This window comes from Capnocytophaga canis, from assembly GCF_043187445.1.
Taxonomy (GTDB): Bacteria; Bacteroidota; Bacteroidia; order Flavobacteriales; family Flavobacteriaceae; genus Capnocytophaga; species Capnocytophaga canis.
The window spans coordinates 600,208-615,252 of the sequence record NZ_CP171121.1 but is presented as its reverse complement, the minus strand read 5'-3'; the positions used below and the strand labels follow the sequence as shown (position 1 = coordinate 615,252).

Here is a 15,045-nt window from a genome sequence, read left to right as displayed (position 1 = left end):
CGATTAAAGGTAGGAGTGTTTTTGTAGGTTAAACACATCAAATAATATTTTTAGAGCTATTATATTTAAACCACATAGAGACATAGTGTTAATTCTATGTCTCTATGTGGTTTAAAATTTAATTTACGGAAACTTAATGTTTTTTTACTAACTTTCAAGTTCAAAAAAGGTTCGAGTAAACGAATTAAAGGTTCATAATTTTCGTGTCTTTAATGTCCTATTTTTAACTAATTAATGAAATTATTTGCTTTTTTTGTATATTTGCTAATTCCAAAAACATGTTTTATGGACAAAAAAGAGTTAAGGAATTATTACAAACAACTTCGAGCAGGTCTTTCAGAAGAAGAGCGTGAGCAAAAAAGTTTACAAATAGCCAATCAATTATTGAAAATGCCTATTTGGCATAGGGAAAATTACCATATTTTTCTTCCGATAACCAGATTGTTTGAAATCAACACAGAATATATCTTGCATATTCTCCATGGAAAAGATAAAAACATTATATTGCCTAAAATGGATGGAAATGTAGGTTTATTAAAGCATATTTTACTCACAGAGCAAACTATTTTGCGACAAAATCATTTAGGAATTACAGAGCCTTCCAACGGATTTGAGGTGCAATCTGCTCAAATAGATGTGGTGTTTGTTCCGTTGTTGGCTTACGATCAAAAAGGGAATAGAGTAGGGTATGGCGGTGGATTTTACGACCGTTTTTTAGCCGATTGTCCTGTAACTACTTTAAAGGTAGGTCTATCATTTTTTCTCCCTGAATTAAAAATTGAAGGGGTTTTCTCGACTGATATTCCTTTGGATTACTGTGCTACTCCCGACGGATTTTTTAGATTTTAAATACTTATATATTGTTTAAAATCAGATTGTCATAGGCCAAAAAAACGTTTTCTGGTAGTTTTTTAGACACCTCGTCATGAAATCCAAACGTTTGACTGATATGGGTGAAATAGGTCTTTTTTGGTTGTACAATACGGATAATTTCCAAAGCTTCATCCAAGTTTAAATGTGTGGGGTGAATCTCCTCACGTAGGCAATTTAGCACCAAAAGATCCAGTCCGTGAAGTTTGTCTAATTCGTTGTTTATTATTTTTTTAGCATCCGTAATATAAGCGATATTTTCAATTCTATAGCCTAAAATTGGTAAATCACCATGCATCACATGAATTGGCTGAATAGTTTTTCCATAAAACTCAAATGACTCATTGTTTACCTCATTGACAGCTACTGATGGAGCTCCTGCATACCGATTTTCGGTGGAAAAAATATAGTTAAAACGTTGTCGCAATTCAGAAATAACACGTGGTAGGGCATATATTGGCATGTCACCCTGTTGATACACAAAAGGGCGGATGTCGTCAAGTCCTGCGGTGTGGTCGGCATGTTCGTGTGTGAACAGAATTGCTTCCAGATGGTTTATCTTGTGTGTGAGCATTTGTTGCCGAAAATCAGGGCCACAGTCAATTAACAGATTTATGTTGTCCCAAGAGATAAGAGCAGAAGTTCGTAATCGCTTGTCTTTGTGGTTTTTACTTAATCCTACAGGGTGATTACTTCCAATGACGGGAATCCCCTGTGATGTGCCTGTTCCTAAAAAAATAATTTTCAAAGCAAAAAAATTTACGACAAAAATAGGAATTTTCAATAGAATTTCCTATTTTTGTGCAAATAGTTTTTTAAATGAGGCTAATCCTCTGTTTTAAAGAGGGTGTGTGCCGTGTTTTATATAAAAGAAATTAAAGTATTTAGGAAATAGAGGTGATATTAACCTGAAAAAATAAAAGCATAAAAAAATGAGCGTCATAATTCAAGGAGATAAGGATATAGCCATTGAAGATGTACCTTCGACTTTAGCCAAGGCATTGCGTATTAATTTGAATGAAAATATTTACGGAACTTTTGCTGAAATTGGAGCGGGTCAGGAAACGGTACGCCATTTTTTTAGAGCAGGAGCAGCTTCGGGGACTATTGCTAAGGCAATGAGTGCCTATGACAAGGAGGTGAGCGATGCTGTGTACGGAGTGGAAGAAGATGGACGTTACGTAACTGAAAGCCGACTTAAAAAAATGTTGGACTATGAAATCAAACTCATCGAAACGCGTTTGACCAGAAATAATCACCCCAACAAGGTGTTTTTCTCTTATGCCAACACCGTCGCAACTATTGATTTTTCAAAGCGTTATAAAGGACATGGTTGGGTGGGTTTACGTTTCCAAACCAAGCCTCATGGAGCGTATAACGAAATCATTTTGCATGTGCGTTTTCACCAAACTGAAGCCAGAGCACAGCAAGAAACCTTAGGAATTTTGGGAGTAAATCTCATTTATGGAGCTTTTTATAAGACCTCAAAGCCTAAAAAAATATTGAAATATTTATACGACCATATTGATAAGGATTTGATAGAAATTGATATGATAAATTTCTCAGGCCCTGATTTTGAGGATGTAGATAATCGATTGATGAGTTTGCAACTTATCAGAAATGGAATGACAGAAGCGGTGATGTTCGGACCTGACGGGAATAATATCCTTCCTGCGGAACATCTTTACAAAAAAAATGTGCTGACTTTGCGAGGAAGTTTCAGACCCGTGACCAAGGTCAATATGGATATGTATCAAAAATCTTTGGAGATGTTTTTGGCAGAAAATAAAGTCAATCCGTCTCGCACTGAGGTAATTTTTGAAATTACACTGTCGAATTTGATAGCCGAAGGGCAAATTGATGAACAGGATTTTATGGACAGAGCCAAGTTATTGTGTTCCTTAGGTCAGAAAGTGTTGATTTCTAATTTTAAAGAATATTACCGAGTGGTTGAATATTTTTCAAATTACACCCGAATGCGAATGGGATTGGCAATGGGAGTGAATAATTTGATTGCAATTTTCGATGAGAAATATTACCGACATCTCAGCGGAGGTATTTTGGAGGCATTCGGAAAATTGTTCTATCGTGATATTAAGATATATTTATTTCCAATGAAAGACCCAGAAACGGGGCAAATCATTACCAGTGAGAATTTGCGTGTGCATCCGCGTATGAAAGAACTGTATAAGTTTTTCAAATTCAACGGAAAGGTGGTGGATATAGAGGGATATGACGAGGCACATCTCAACATATTCTCAAGGGAAATCCTATCAATGATTGAGAAAGGCGAACCCAATTGGGAGGAATTACTGCCAGGTGGGGTTTCCGAAATCATCAAAGAAAAGCAATTATTTGGCTATAAGCCACAAAAAATAGAATGTTAAACCTTTAAAAAATTAAATTATTATGGCAAAAACAGGAAACGTATTATTAGCATTAGTTACAGGAGTAGCTATTGGAGCAGGAGTGGGAATTCTTTTTGCACCTGACAAAGGGAAAAATACTCGTAAAAAAATCAAAGATTCAGTAGATGAGACAACGCACAAGTTGAAGGAAAAAATTGATCATTTAACGCAGGAGGTGAAGTTAAAAACAACTGAAATCAAAGGTTCTTTGGAGGAAAATATGGACAGAGTCTTGTCCAAATCGAGTTACAAAGCTGAAGATGTGATTACTTTTTTAGAAAAAAAATTAGCAGCTTTGAAAGAGGCAAACGCTAAGTTGCAAAAATAAAATAAGTTGATGAATAACATAAAAGAGGCTTTTAAAGAACTCCCCGATAGAGGAAATGAAGTATTAGAAACAAATGTTTCTTACTACAAGCTGTTTGTTTTCAGATTTATAGCGAAAACTTCTTATGGGCTATTATCCATTTTAGTGTTGGGAATGATAAGTCTGTTAGTGTTGTTTTCACTCTCGTTTGCATTTGCCTACGCCATAGGGGCTTGGATTGATAACATTGCCTTAGGGTTTGTTGTTATGGCACTTTTTTATTGTTTGGTGATGTGTATTGCCTATCTTTTCAGAAAGAAAATGATTGAAAGGCCTTTATTGAGGACTCTTTCAGAGGTATACTTTAAAGCGGGAGAAGAAGATGAAGAGAAATAGAATTTATCAATCTTTTGAGGAAATTGAAAGTGATTTAAAAATCTTGAGACTCAAAAAAGAAATTGACTGGTTGCAGTTGAAGAACAGTACTTCAAATTTTACGGATAGCTTAGCTCCTAAGAATTTGATGGCTAGTGCTTTTTCAAACGTAGGAGGGAGCTTTTTCAAACCAAAAAGTCGTTGGTTTGGTCTTATTCTGAACTATGCTTTGTACTATTTTTTCAAAAAAAAGTAATTATATAAAGAGTTAAAAATTTGAGGTTTCAATTACATTCCTTTCGGATATGTAGTCGGAACCTCATCGTTATAAAGGTAATTTTAGAAAATATTGTTCATATTTCAATCAAAGTCATATTCTTCTATTTTTTTGCGCAAACTGTATCGTGGTATTCATATGGAATTCAAATAAAAGGTAACGATGAAAATACTAAGTGAATTTATGTTTTTCAATTATATAGCGGATTACTTTGTGTAAAAATAGGATAAAACCAGACACAGATTCAATGTATGTCCGATAAAAACGCAAATCTATTATTTAGAAAAACAAAACAACTTTCAAATTAGATTTTATGAAACAAAGCCTTATAAAAAATTTAGATTGGTTATCCGTTTTTTGTTATATATTATTGGTTAGTATTGGTTGGATAGCCATTTTTTCAACTACTTATAATGAGGCTGAGGTAACTTCTATTTTTGACCTTGATCAATTCTACGGAAAACAAACGCTTTTTATTGGGCTTGGACTATTGCTTATTGTTTTTATTCTGGCAATAGATTCAAAATTTTACGAAAATTTTTCTTTTGTATTTTATCTTATTTCATTAGCTTTATTAGCGGGACTATTTGTTTTAGGAAAGAAAACCAACGGAGCTTTATCGTGGTATGCTATTGGGTCTATCACTGTGCAGCCCAGTGAGTTTGCTAAAGTAGCCACAGCATTGTTTTTCTCAAAGTTTTTGAGTGATATTCATACTAACATACAGAATTTTAAAGATCTTTTTAAGGCAATACTTATTCTGGCATTACCCGCTATTTTAATTCTTCTGCAACCTGATGTAGGGAGTTTACTGGTTTTTTTTTCCTTAACATTTGTGCTGTTCCGTGAAGGTATGCACGTTGCTTTGTTGTTCTACATGGTGTTGGTAGCCATAGTTTTTATTATAACTTTGAAATTTGGTGTGCTTTTCGCTGTAATCATCTGCTTATTGATGATTGGTTTCTACGGATTTTGGTATAAAAGAAGAACCAATAGAATTCCTTTTCAGAATATATTTATCCTTTTGTCGGTTTGTTTGCTCACATCGTTTTCCACATCGATTGTATTTGATTCGGTTTTGAAACAGCACCACCGAAACAGGTTGAGTTTATGGTTACGTATGGAGCAAGACCCTCAGAAAATCAGTGAGATGCGTCGTGACTTTGGCTATAATACCTACATGTCCGAATCGGCAATTACTTCAGGAGGAATCTTTGGAAAAGGATTTTTAGAAGGTACTCGTACTAAGGGGAGTTTTGTACCAGAGCAACATACGGATTATATCTTTACCACTTTGGGCGAGGAATGGGGACTGGTAGGTACGCTCACAGTGATTGTAATTTTTACTTTTTTGCTTCTTCGTTTGATTTTTTTAGCGGAACGACAACGCTCCAAATTTAGCCGAATTTATGGTTATTGTGTGGCATCAATTTTGTTCATGCATTACTGTATAAATATAGGTATGGTGATTGGATTGATACCTACCATAGGTATTCCATTACCTTTTTTTAGCTATGGAGGTTCAGGGTTATGGGCATTTACTATTCTTTTGTTTATATTTCTTCGCTTGGATGCTAATCGGGTTAATGATTGGATTAAATAACCGAAAACTTTTGTGCAAGGTAAAATAGGCTGAATACTCTTATTTTATTGGCTATACTAAAATTTTTGTGAAGATTATTAAATCTGTATTTTTTGATTTTTAAAAATTTGTGTTCATTCTGTACATTTGTGGTCAAATTCAAACCACAAATACACACAAATTTTCACAAATATGCTTTCAATAAACTAAAATCACTAAAATTATAAGGACTATTTTTTTGAAAGGTCACCACAAAAATTTTACTAATGCCATTTTATTTTTTTTCATAAAGGTTTAATCACGAATCTCCAAAAGTATGTGAATTATAAACTATATTCTTTTTTCCAATAGAACGACATTTTCAACATGATGCGTTTGAGGGAACATATCCACTGCTTGTACTTTAGTTACTTTGTACATTGCATCCATTAGGGCTAAATCACGAGCTTGGGTTGCACTATTGCAACTTACATACACCACTTTTGGAGGTGCAATGCTTAAAATTTGAGTAACAACATCTTTGTGCATTCCATCACGTGGTGGATCGGTGATAATAACATCGGGTGTGCCATTTTCCGCTATAAATGCTTCGTTAAAAACATTTTTCATATCTCCCACAAAAAATGAAACATTGCTAATATTGTTGTTTTTAGCATTATCTTTAGCGTCGGCAATCGCTTCTGGAACAGCTTCAACACCAATCACTTTTTTTGCTTTTTGGGCAACAAACAAAGCAATGGTTCCCGTACCAGTGTACAAATCATACACCAATTCATTACCTTTCAATTCCGCAAAATCACGTGCTACTTTGTAGAGGTTATATGCCTGTTTCGAATTGGTCTGATAAAACGATTTAGCATTGATTTTGAATCGCAATCCTTCCATTTCTTCGTAGATGCAATCACGACCTTTATAGCATATCACCTCTTGGTCATAAATTGAATCGTTTTGCTTTCCGTTAATGATATACTGCAAGGAGGTGATTTGTGGGAAACTTTCAATTATGAAGTCTAACAATTGCTCTCGCATTTTCCTGTTTTCTTCGAAAAACTGAATAACGAGCATAATTTCCCCAATCGAAGTAATGCGAATCATCATTGAACGCAAAAAACCTGTTTGCTGACGAGGGCTGTAAAAAGGCATCTCGTTTTCAATAGCAAACTGTTTTATTTTTAGTCTGATGTCATTGGAAGGGTCTTCTTGCAGGTAACATGTGTCAATATCCAAAATTTTGTCCCATGCACCTGAGATATGAAATCCTAATCCGTTGCGATTGTCAATCGTTTCCACTTTTTTGATTTCTCCAGGGGTCAGCCAACGAGTGTCAGAAAAAGAGAATTCCATTTTATTACGGTAAAAATACGGATTTTCAACCCCTAAAATAGGTTGCATTTCAGGAATTTCAATGCGTCCTAAACGTTTCAGATTGTTTTCTACCTCCTTTTGTTTGTAGAATAGTTGATGTTGATAGCTCATATTCTGCCATTTGCATCCACCACAATAACCAAAATGCGAACAGACCGGCTCAGTGCGTTTGTCCGATTTTTTATGAAACTTGATAACAAATCCCTCAAAATAAGCAGTTCTTTTCTTGGTGGTTTGTACATCAACAACATCTCCAGGAATAGCATCCGACAAGAATATAACGCGTCCATCAGGAGCTTTTGCCACGCTTTTTCCTTTAGCCCCTGCATCAATTACTTCAACGTTTTCGAATATGATATTTTTGTTTTTTAGACTCATAAGGAGGCAAAGGTACGGAATAAATTGAAATGGGCAAACAGGACATTAGTCGGGTGGCAATTTTCAGAATAATTGTTTAATGATATGTTTCATTACCAATAACTTGTTGGATTCAAATACTGTATTAGTTCTTTTATTACAAGTTTTTGTTTTTTTATTATCTGTAAATTGCTCAGTTATTAAAGCTATGTACATTATCTTAAGAAGGATTTGTAACTGTTCTACGAGAAAAAAACGGACAATCATTTTTTTTTCAATGCCTAATAATTTCTAAGAATTGCGTACTTTTGTGCTTTCCAAGTTTATTTTGATATTAAAAAATGATACAGTTATTGCGGTATATGCTTTTTCCGTTTGCAGTGTTGTACGGCATCGTTGTGCGGGTACGCCATCTGGCATATGATAAACGTGTTCTGAAGAGTGTACAATTTGAAATACCGACCATTTGTGTTGGAAATGTCAGTGTTGGAGGTACAGGAAAAACGCCTATGGTTGAATATTTAATCCGCAATCTACAGGAAAACTATAAGATAGGAGTAGTTAGTAGAGGTTACAAGAGGAAAACAAAGGGATTAGTCATGGCTGATACTACTTCTACCGTGTACGATTTAGGGGATGAGCCATTTCAATTTTGGAAAAAATATCCTAAAATTAGTTTGGTGGTAAATGCAGACAGAGCTTCAGGCATATCCCATCTGTTGGATTTACCACAGCCTCCTGAAGTAATCCTGCTTGATGATGCTTTTCAACATCGCAAAGTAGAAGCGAAAATCAATGTGGTTTTGACTGCCTATGGAAATTTATTTACCGATGATTGGCTTTTACCTACTGGAAATTTGCGAGATGTTGTTTCACGAGTACAACAGGCGGACGTCATTGTAGTTACTAAATGCTCACCCCATATCAGTCAGCAGGAGCGAAAAAAAATTGCTACGCAGATACGCCAGAAAGAACATCAATCCGTGGTTTTTGCAACCATTGCTTATGGAGAAAAAGTGATTTCAGCTAATCAATCTGTTTATTTAGAAGAATTTATTAAATTACCTTTTCTCTTGGTAACGGGCATTGCAAATCCCATTCCTCTTCTCAATTTTTTGAATAAATGTGGAGCAACTTTTGAGCATTTGAATTTTGCTGATCATCATCATTTTTCAGAAACCGAAATCGAAAAACTCAAACAATCCCCTCGTGTACTTACCACAGAAAAGGATTATGTACGTTTAGAAAGTCGCTTGTCGGATATTTTTTATCTCCCCATCGAAACTGTCTTCATTGATAAAACCGAAGAAGCTACCTTTTGGAAAATCTTAGATTTACAGAGGAAATCCTAAAAAAATAGATATCAACCTTTACGTTAATTTTCTTCAAAGGAAGGTCTATTACATAGTAGGTCGTACTTTGTTGATTAATAATTGATTTTGACTTGTTCAGGACTTCAAAAACTTACTTAACCTACATATAATTATCAATTTAGCTATTGAAAATAACGTACAATATACTTCCGAAAAGAAAAATAGAACTTAACTTTAGCGGTGGCTTTTTTAACAAATCTCTAAACTTGCTACTTCAAAAAAAATTCTTACTTTTGTCCACATAAAAAATAATAATAAGAACTATGTTTGGAGACCTTATGGGGATGATGGGCAAACTTAAAGAAACCCAGCAAAAAATAGAAGAAACAAAACAACGATTAAATCACGTACTGATTGACGAGACCTCGTCCGACGGAAGTATTAAAGTGACGATTACCGCTAACAGGGAGATTAAATCGTTGGAAATTAGCGATAGTCTTTTAGAGGACAGAGAGCAATTGGAGGATTATTTGGTACTTACGCTGAACAAAGCCATTGAAAAAGCTACCCAAATTAACGAAACCGAGTTGGCAGCTGTTGCAAAGCAAGGATTGCCAAACATACCAGGGTTGTTTTAAAAACAGAAAAGTTTCATACATCTAAATTTTAAATGATGGAAAATAACCAAAATAACGAACATACGCTTAAAGAGAGTCCAAAAAGTATTTTTGTTCAGATAAAAGATTTTTTGGCAGATTTGATGAACATTCACGAGCAGACTGATAAAGAGGCTACTATAGAAAGTATTAAGGCCGATATTTCGCTGAAAGGACATACTTCGTGGATTTTGATTTGTGCCATTATTATTGCGTCGTTAGGATTAAATGCAAATTCAACGGCGGTTATCATCGGTGCGATGCTTATTTCCCCATTGATGGGACCTATCTTGGGGATGGCATTAGCGTTGGCTATGAACGATGTCGACTTATTGAAAAGAGCTTTGAAAAACTTTGGAGTGATGGTAGTTTTGAGTGTGGTTTCTGCTTTTACATTCTTCTACATTTTTCCATTAAGCAATACCTCGTCTGAACTTTTAGCACGTACTGCACCTGACATACGCGATGTGTTGATAGCCTTCTTTGGTGGTTTGGCACTTGTGATTGCGAGAGCCAAAAAAGGAACCATGGCAAGCGTTATTTTTGGGGTTGCCATTGCTACAGCCTTGATGCCACCGCTTTGTACGGTAGGTTATTTTTTGTCAATCGGGGATTTTAAATTAGCTTCGGGAGCGTTGTATTTGTTCTTAATTAATACGTTTTTTATTGCTTTGGCTACATTTTTGATACTTCGTATTATCAAAATTCCAATGGTAGTCTATGCCAATTCATCCAAAAGAAAACGTATTTCGCAGATGGCGTATTTTGTTTCCACATTGATGATGATTCCTGCAGGATATACGTTTTATGGAGTATGGAAAGAATCAAAATTTGAGATAGATGCCAATCGTTTCATCAAAAATAGCATAGAAGTCTACGATTTTGGTGAAAAAGGCTATTTTCTTAAAGATTTCTCAAAGGCAAATTATAATGATGGAAATCCGTATATTGAGTTAGTTTTTTTTGGAGATGTAAGCATATCACCTGAGGTCAGAGTTCTTTGGGAGAATCAAAAGAACAGTTATAGCTATCTACAAAACACGCAGTTACGAATTTTGAGTGATAGTGAAAATAAAGATCAAAGTGGTTACATAGCAGAACTTTACAATACCAATAAAGAACAACTTGCTTCAAGTCAAGGAGAAATAAAACTATTGCAAAGCAAATTAGAGTCTTTAAACAAATATATGCGTGAAGCCTCGAAATTTGATCAAATTAGTAAGGAGATTGCTGCTAAAAGTGATTTGATAGCTTCAGTTTCGTTTGCTAACGAATTGCGTAGTAACTTTAAAAAAACGGATACTATCCCAGTGTTTCGTTTTGAATGGGAAAAAGATGTTGATGAAAGTACGAAGAAAAAGGAGCTTGAAGCTTTAGAAAAATGGCTCAAAGTTCGTTTAAATACTCAGAAAATTGAAATTAAATAAGGTAAATATAGCATAAAAAAATAATTATGGGCAAAATAATCGCTATTGCAAACCAAAAGGGAGGCGTTGGAAAAACTACAACTTCCGTAAATTTAGCAGCTTCATTGGGCGTACTCGAGAAAAAAGTATTGTTGATTGACGCTGATCCTCAGGCGAATGCAACTTCAGGATTGGGGGTGGATGTAGAATCTGTTGAACACGGAACCTATGAATTATTAGAGCATACGATTCCTGCTAAAGATATGATCATCAAAACTGAATCACCGAATTTGGATTTGATTGCTGCTCACATTGATTTAGTGGCGATTGAAATTGAGTTGGTCGACAAAGAGCAACGTGAGTATATGCTCAAAAAAGCGTTAGAGCCTATCAGAGACCAGTACGATTATATTTTGATAGACTGTGCACCCTCATTAGGATTGATTACCCTAAATGCGCTAACGGCAGCAAATTCCGTAATAGTTCCTATTCAGTGTGAGTATTTCGCTTTGGAAGGACTAGGAAAACTGTTGAACACCATCAAAAGTGTTCAAAAAGTATTCAATCCAAGTTTGGACATTGAAGGCTTGTTGTTAACTATGTATGATGCACGTTTACGTTTGTCAAATCAAGTAGTGGAAGAAGTTCAGAAGCACTTTAGCGATATGGTTTTCAAAACGATTATTCAACGTAACGTTCGTTTGAGTGAGGCACCAAGTTTCGGAGAAACTATTATCAACTATGACGCAGGAAGTAAAGGAGCTACCAACCATTTGAATTTAGCACAAGAAATCATCGAAAAAAATAAAGCATAGACAACGTTAATGGCAAAAGCATTTAAAAAACAAGCGTTAGGGAGAGGAGTTTCTGCTATTTTCGGCAATAGTCCTGAAAATGACATTAATTCAATCGCTGATAAGAACGCTGAGAAAGTGGTGGGGAACATCATTGAGTTGGAGTTAGATAGTATTGAGGTAAATCCGTTTCAACCACGTACATCTTTCAATGAGGAAGAATTGCAAGGATTAGCTTCTTCTATTGAGGAGTTGGGTGTTATTCAGCCTATTACAGTACGTAAGATTGGCGTAAATAAATTCCAACTTGTGTCTGGAGAGCGTCGTTTCAGAGCATCAAAGTTAGCAGGATTGCAAACCATTCCAGCTTATGTTCGTATTGCTGACGACAATGAATCTCTTACCATGGCACTGGTCGAAAACATACAGCGTCAGGATTTGGATCCTATCGAGATAGCATTGTCTTATCAACGTTTGATTGAAGAAATCAACCTAACGCAAGACCAAATGAGTAAACGAGTAGGGAAAAAACGCTCGACAATTACTAACTATTTAAGATTGTTGAAGTTAGCTCCTATCATTCAAACAGGTATTCGTGATGGCTTTATTTCAATGGGACATGGAAGAGCCATTATTACCATTGAGAATCCGGAAGTTCAAGCCGAGATATATCAACGCATTATCTCCGATAATTTATCAGTTCGAGAAACAGAGGATTTGGTACGTAAATTGCAAAATCCGGAAATAAATACCACAGAAAATAATATCGTTGGAATAGAAATACCTAAACCTCAGATAGAAAACAACAAAGGAACTACTCCTAGTTATGTGCTTGAAAGTATGGATACGTTCGATCGCTTCTTTGGTACAAAAGTAAGCGTAAAAGTAGCCAAAAACGGTAAAGGAACGTTGATCATTCCATTCAGTTCGGAAGAAGATTTCAGACGAATTCAACGGTTATTAAATAGGGAATGAATAGATTTTTTTTGATACTATTATTTTTGGGAGGATATGTAGCCAAGGCCCAGCAAACCAATTTATCTGATACACTCAAAATTAGCACTGTCGAGGATAAAAAGGAAGTGAGGCAGGTTACGTGGAATACGGATCCTCTTTCACCAGCAAGAGCAGCTTTTTATGCAGCTATACTTCCTGGGTTAGGACAAGCCTACAATAAAAGTTACTGGAAAATGCCGATAGTCTATGTGGCTATCGGCACACCTATTTATTTTTATATCGCTAACACACGCGAATTTAACCGCTATCAAGCTGCCTACAAACGACGTGCTGCGGGGTTTACGGATGATGAATTTTATGGTAATCGTCCCGATGGACAGCCAAGATTGAGTACTGATGGACTGAGGAGAGCTCAACAGTTTTATCGTCGAAATCAAGAACTTTCCTTGTTGATAACCATTGGGTTATATGCACTGAATATTGTCGATGCTAATGTGGATGCACATCTAAAACAGTTCAATGTTGATGAGAAATTGAGCTTTGAGCCGTTTATAGAGATCAATGAATTTACTGCACAGCCTCAATTTGGTCTGTCGGTGCAGGTCAGATTTTAATAAAATATTTTTTAGTTCTTCTGTGGAAGTACAATAACCAAATCTACGTTAGGAAAAGTTGTCGGGGGGTGACCGACTCAAAGAAAATATTATTTGCAAATGATAAAGTATATCTGTTTAATAGTCAGTTTTTTAGTAGCTACTTTCAGTCTTTTTGCTCAACAAGAGGAAGGGAAAAAAAGACGTATTGAGATTATCTATGGAGGGGAGTTTACCATTGACAATGTGAAATATCCAGGAGCAACAATCTTCAAATCTGACGGTAGGCGAGTGCAGTTTCATCATCAAGGGTTGGATGTTTGGTGTGATTTGGCAGTGCTTTATGAGGCTCGGAATGAGGTAATTGCCTATGGAGATGTGCTTTTACAACAAGGGGACACCTTGCAAATGAACAGCAAATATATTTCCTACAACGGAAACCTAAAAACTGCAGTTGCTAAGGAAGAGGTGGTACTGAAAAATGAAACAATGACCTTAGAAACGGAAGAGCTGTTCCTTGATAGGAATACTCAGGTGGCTTACTACAACAATTTTGGGAAAATTACGGATATTGAAAACGAGCTAACCAGTAAGGTCGGAAAATATTTCATTGAAACTAAAAAAAATCAATTTACTAATGCTGTGAAGATTGTAAATAAGGATTTTACGGTAGATTCTCAGGTCTTGGACTATTTCCATAATTCGGGGAATGCTTATTTTTACGGAGCTACTACCATCGTAGGGAAGGATTATAAAACATACAGCGAAAAAGGATTTTACGACACACGTAGTGAGGAAGGCTACTTCAAGCAGAATGCTAAAATTGATTATGACCTAAAAACAATCAAAGGAGATAGTCTTTATTTCGATAAAAAACGACAATTTGCTTCCGCAACTAACAACATAATTATTTTGGATACCCTAAATAAAACCACCGTAAAGGGACATTATGGCGAGGTACACAAGGCAAGGGATTCGATGTTTATTACTAAAAAACCATTGATAATCACTTTGGTAGAAAGAGATTCGATGTATATGCATGGAAAAAAGATACTGGTTACAGGCAAGGAAGGTAAGCGAAACATACGGGTATTTCACGACGCACGAATCTACAAAACTGACCTACAAGCCAAATGTGATTCCATTCATTCGAATGAAGAAAACGGGCTTACACAGCTCATTGGAAATCCAGTAGCTTGGACAGGAGAAAGTCAAATAACAGGAGAGAACATACATCTGATTGCTGATAAAAGAACTCAACAAATGGACTCCCTCAAGGTGTTTAACAATGCCTTGGTAGTAGAAAAAGATAGTTTAGGCGATGGATATAACCAAGTGAAAGGTAGGGTTTTATATGGGAAATTTAAAAAAAATAGATTAAAACAAATTGACTTCATTCAAAATACGGAATCTATTCAGTACGTCTACACCGAAAAAAATGAATTGGTCGGTATCAATAAACTTACCTGTAGTCACATAAAATTGAGATTGGATGAAAATCAACAGATTGCACAAGTGGTATTTATCACACAACCTATCGGAAATTTGTACCCTGAAGAAAAATTATCCAAAGAAGAACGACTTTTTAAAGAATTCATTTGGCGAGGTAAAGAACGCATCAGCCATCAGAATGAAATTTTTAGTGAGGAGGCACAGAAAATAGCTCCTAAACCCATTGAAGCATTTAAAACTCCTGAAGAAAACGATGTCGAGGAAATTAAAAAAACTAAAGAACGAAACGAATCAAATCCGATTGATTGAGTTTTTTCATTCAGCATCACGGAG

The 15,045-nt window shown here is 35.6% G+C and carries 15 protein-coding genes; 13 read left to right on the top strand and 2 right to left on the bottom strand.

Translation table 11 applies throughout. From position 1 onward, the window contains the following. Positions 1–285: 285 nt before the first annotated feature. Positions 286–849, top strand: coding sequence for a 5-formyltetrahydrofolate cyclo-ligase (locus ACF3OB_RS02725; RefSeq protein ID WP_392448242.1), 564 nt, complete (start codon positions 286–288; stop codon positions 847–849). Between the two features lie 4 nt (positions 850–853). Here the strand turns inward: ACF3OB_RS02725 and ACF3OB_RS02720 are convergent, their stop codons facing one another. After that, positions 854–1,618: an MBL fold metallo-hydrolase gene (locus ACF3OB_RS02720; RefSeq protein ID WP_392448240.1), complete on the bottom strand. Its 765-nt coding sequence runs from the start codon at positions 1,616–1,618 to the stop codon at positions 854–856. Positions 1,619–1,802: 184 nt separating this feature from the next. Between ACF3OB_RS02720 and ACF3OB_RS02715 the strand changes: the two genes are divergently transcribed. The 5 genes from ACF3OB_RS02715 to rodA all read left to right on the top strand — a co-directional run bounded on the left by ACF3OB_RS02715 (position 1,803) and on the right by rodA (position 5,840). After that, positions 1,803–3,257 (top strand): TonB-dependent receptor, encoded by a 1,455-nt coding sequence (locus tag ACF3OB_RS02715; protein WP_392448239.1) that lies wholly within the window; start codon positions 1,803–1,805, stop codon positions 3,255–3,257. A gap of 22 nt (positions 3,258–3,279) precedes the next feature. Further along, the gene (locus ACF3OB_RS02710; RefSeq protein ID WP_095894216.1) at positions 3,280–3,606 is read left to right on the top strand and encodes a YtxH domain-containing protein; all 327 of its coding nucleotides are present in this window, start codon (positions 3,280–3,282) and stop codon (positions 3,604–3,606) included. A gap of 9 nt (positions 3,607–3,615) precedes the next feature. Next, the gene (locus ACF3OB_RS02705; RefSeq protein ID WP_172919530.1) at positions 3,616–3,981 is read left to right on the top strand and encodes a hypothetical protein; all 366 of its coding nucleotides are present in this window, start codon (positions 3,616–3,618) and stop codon (positions 3,979–3,981) included. Beyond that, on the top strand, positions 3,968–4,216 hold the full coding sequence (locus ACF3OB_RS02700) for a DUF6327 family protein (RefSeq protein ID WP_095912493.1): 249 nt from the start codon (positions 3,968–3,970) through the stop codon (positions 4,214–4,216). The genes ACF3OB_RS02705 and ACF3OB_RS02700 overlap by 14 nt, the downstream gene beginning before the upstream one ends. A gap of 334 nt (positions 4,217–4,550) precedes the next feature. Further along, positions 4,551–5,840 (top strand): rod shape-determining protein RodA, encoded by a 1,290-nt coding sequence (gene rodA / locus ACF3OB_RS02695; protein WP_095894217.1) that lies wholly within the window; start codon positions 4,551–4,553, stop codon positions 5,838–5,840. A gap of 309 nt (positions 5,841–6,149) precedes the next feature. Here rodA and rlmD read toward each other — a convergent pair whose 3' ends face one another. After that, positions 6,150–7,562 carry a 23S rRNA (uracil(1939)-C(5))-methyltransferase RlmD gene (gene rlmD, locus ACF3OB_RS02690; protein ID WP_392448236.1) on the bottom strand — a complete coding sequence of 471 codons (1,413 nt, stop codon included), beginning with the start codon at positions 7,560–7,562 and terminating at the stop codon, positions 6,150–6,152. A 320-nt stretch (positions 7,563–7,882) separates the two neighbouring features. On the opposite strand from rlmD, the gene lpxK reads away from it, so the two are divergent. From lpxK to ACF3OB_RS02655, 7 genes are all read left to right on the top strand, one after another. After that, positions 7,883–8,893 (top strand): tetraacyldisaccharide 4'-kinase, encoded by a 1,011-nt coding sequence (gene lpxK, locus ACF3OB_RS02685; RefSeq protein WP_212895846.1) that lies wholly within the window; start codon positions 7,883–7,885, stop codon positions 8,891–8,893. A 284-nt stretch (positions 8,894–9,177) separates the two neighbouring features. After that, positions 9,178–9,492 (top strand): YbaB/EbfC family nucleoid-associated protein, encoded by a 315-nt coding sequence (locus ACF3OB_RS02680; protein WP_042010021.1) that lies wholly within the window; start codon positions 9,178–9,180, stop codon positions 9,490–9,492. Between the two features lie 32 nt (positions 9,493–9,524). Next, on the top strand, positions 9,525–10,937 hold the full coding sequence (locus ACF3OB_RS02675) for a DUF389 domain-containing protein (RefSeq protein WP_095894220.1): 1,413 nt from the start codon (positions 9,525–9,527) through the stop codon (positions 10,935–10,937). 26 nt (positions 10,938–10,963) lie between these two features. Then, the gene (locus ACF3OB_RS02670) at positions 10,964–11,731 is read left to right on the top strand and encodes a ParA family protein (RefSeq protein WP_042010018.1); all 768 of its coding nucleotides are present in this window, start codon (positions 10,964–10,966) and stop codon (positions 11,729–11,731) included. A gap of 9 nt (positions 11,732–11,740) precedes the next feature. Further along, positions 11,741–12,685, top strand: coding sequence for a ParB/RepB/Spo0J family partition protein (locus tag ACF3OB_RS02665; RefSeq protein ID WP_095894221.1), 945 nt, complete (start codon positions 11,741–11,743; stop codon positions 12,683–12,685). Then, complete coding sequence (locus tag ACF3OB_RS02660) at positions 12,682–13,281, top strand: DUF5683 domain-containing protein (RefSeq protein ID WP_042010013.1); 600 nt, start codon at positions 12,682–12,684, stop codon at positions 13,279–13,281. Before ACF3OB_RS02665 ends, ACF3OB_RS02660 begins: the two co-directional genes overlap by 4 nt. Positions 13,282–13,380: 99 nt before the next feature. Next, a complete protein-coding gene (locus ACF3OB_RS02655; protein ID WP_392448235.1) occupies positions 13,381–15,021 on the top strand; it encodes an OstA-like protein in 1,641 nt (546 codons plus the stop codon). Positions 15,022–15,045 lie beyond the last annotated feature (24 nt).

Coding starts and splice junctions, on each gene's coding strand:
- ACF3OB_RS02705 (WP_172919530.1), top strand. CDS start 3,616: ATGAATAACATAAAAGAGGCTTTTAAAGAACTCCCCGATAGAGGAAAT.
- rlmD (WP_392448236.1), bottom strand. CDS start 7,562: ATGAGTCTAAAAAACAAAAATATCATATTCGAAAACGTTGAAGTAATT.
- ACF3OB_RS02655 (WP_392448235.1), top strand. CDS start 13,381: ATGATAAAGTATATCTGTTTAATAGTCAGTTTTTTAGTAGCTACTTTC.
- ACF3OB_RS02660 (WP_042010013.1), top strand. CDS start 12,682: ATGAATAGATTTTTTTTGATACTATTATTTTTGGGAGGATATGTAGCC.
- ACF3OB_RS02710 (WP_095894216.1), top strand. CDS start 3,280: ATGGCAAAAACAGGAAACGTATTATTAGCATTAGTTACAGGAGTAGCT.
- ACF3OB_RS02725 (WP_392448242.1), top strand. CDS start 286: ATGGACAAAAAAGAGTTAAGGAATTATTACAAACAACTTCGAGCAGGT.
- ACF3OB_RS02665 (WP_095894221.1), top strand. CDS start 11,741: ATGGCAAAAGCATTTAAAAAACAAGCGTTAGGGAGAGGAGTTTCTGCT.
- ACF3OB_RS02715 (WP_392448239.1), top strand. CDS start 1,803: ATGAGCGTCATAATTCAAGGAGATAAGGATATAGCCATTGAAGATGTA.
- ACF3OB_RS02680 (WP_042010021.1), top strand. CDS start 9,178: ATGTTTGGAGACCTTATGGGGATGATGGGCAAACTTAAAGAAACCCAG.
- ACF3OB_RS02675 (WP_095894220.1), top strand. CDS start 9,525: ATGATGGAAAATAACCAAAATAACGAACATACGCTTAAAGAGAGTCCA.
- ACF3OB_RS02700 (WP_095912493.1), top strand. CDS start 3,968: ATGAAGAGAAATAGAATTTATCAATCTTTTGAGGAAATTGAAAGTGAT.
- lpxK (WP_212895846.1), top strand. CDS start 7,883: ATGATACAGTTATTGCGGTATATGCTTTTTCCGTTTGCAGTGTTGTAC.
- rodA (WP_095894217.1), top strand. CDS start 4,551: ATGAAACAAAGCCTTATAAAAAATTTAGATTGGTTATCCGTTTTTTGT.
- ACF3OB_RS02670 (WP_042010018.1), top strand. CDS start 10,964: ATGGGCAAAATAATCGCTATTGCAAACCAAAAGGGAGGCGTTGGAAAA.